At 68.4% G+C, this 1228-nt stretch carries 2 protein-coding genes; both read right to left on the bottom strand.

Annotation, left to right across the window (positions count from 1 at the left end):
- Positions 1-140: 140 nt before the first annotated feature.
- Complete coding sequence (gene moaB, locus AC1DWF_RS32095; protein ID WP_476842577.1) at positions 141-674, bottom strand: molybdenum cofactor biosynthesis protein B; 534 nt, start codon at positions 672-674, stop codon at positions 141-143.
- Positions 675-717: 43 nt separating this feature from the next.
- The coding region (locus AC1DWF_RS32090; RefSeq protein WP_476842576.1) for a lytic transglycosylase domain-containing protein at positions 718-1228 on the bottom strand (511 nt) is incomplete at its 5' end.

Raw genomic sequence — 1228 nt, 5'->3', positions numbered from 1 at the left:
GGCGAGGACCGGCAGGGTCAGCAGCGCGGCGGCGAATGCGCGACGGGCGTGTTCGAGGGCCAAAACAGGCGTCCTTCCGGTGCGATGCGGAAGCAAGCACGCTGCTTTCGGGGCTGGCCAGACGCCGGCCCGGCGAGGATTCAGACCAGATGCTCCTTCAGACGCGGCATCAGCTCGACCAGGTTGCAGGGCCGGAAGCGCGCGTCGAGCTGAAAGACCAGGATGTCGTCCCAGGCGTCCCTGCAGGCGCCCGTGCTACCCGGCAGCGCGAAGAGATAGGTCCCGCCCGCCACTCCGCCGATGGCGCGCGACTGGATCGTGGACGTCCCGATCTTCTGGTAGCTCAGCATGCGGAAGAGTTCGCCGAAGCCGGTGATCTCCTTCTCCAGCACGCGGTCGAAGGCCTCGGGCGTGACGTCGCGGCCGGTAATGCCGGTACCGCCGGTGGTAATCACGCAGTCCACCTCCCCGTCCGCGATCCAGGTGAGCAGCCTGGCCTCGATGATGTCGGCCTCGTCCCTGCAGATCTCTCGCGCGACGCAGAGATGGCCGGCGGCCTCGATGCGGGCCTGCAGCGTCTCGCCGGAGCGGTCGGAGGCGAGGTCGCGCGTGTCGCTCACCGTCAGGACGGCGATGTTGACGGGAACGAAGGCGCGGGCGGGATCGATGGGCATGGTTGCTCTTTTTCAGGCGGGACCTGGTCAGCCCCGGCCTCCCTCAGTTGGAGCGCTGGGGCCGCTCGCGCAACATGGCCGTGACCTCTTCCACGTTCGGGAAGCTCGGAAAATTGCCGCCGGCGATCTGGTCCAGCGAGGGCGTCGGCAAGCCGAGCCGGTTCGCGTAGATCCAGTGGAAGGTCAGCACGCGGCTGACGAAGCTGCGCGTCTCGTTGATAGGGATGCTCTCGATGAAGAGCAGCGGGTCGGAGCGATGGCGCGTCGCCGGCAGCCAGCGCGTGAGGTTCCCCGGGCCGGCATTGTAGGCCGCCAGCACGCGGATTAGATCGCCCCGGACGGCCTCGTGCCGGACGAGATAGTGGATGTAGCGCTGGCCAATTTCCAGGCTGAAGCCCGGATCATGCAGGCGCGTGACGCCCTCCCCGCGCAGCGAGGGGTCATTGGCGAGGTAGCTCGCCGTCGCCGGCATGATCTGCAGGATGCCGCGGGCTCCGGCCGGGCTGACGGCGCTGCTGTCGAAGCGGCTCTCCTGCAGGGCCAGCGCGTAGAGC

Source organism: Aminobacter sp. P4_D5 (assembly GCF_056401815.1).
The sequence above is the reverse complement of the archived record's forward strand: the minus strand, read 5'-3'. Positions and strand labels throughout refer to the sequence as shown.

Excerpts from the sequence above, each read along its gene's own strand:
- moaB (WP_476842577.1), bottom strand. The coding sequence starts at position 674 with ATGCCCATCGATCCCGCCCGCGCCTTCGTTCCCGTCAACATCGCCGTC.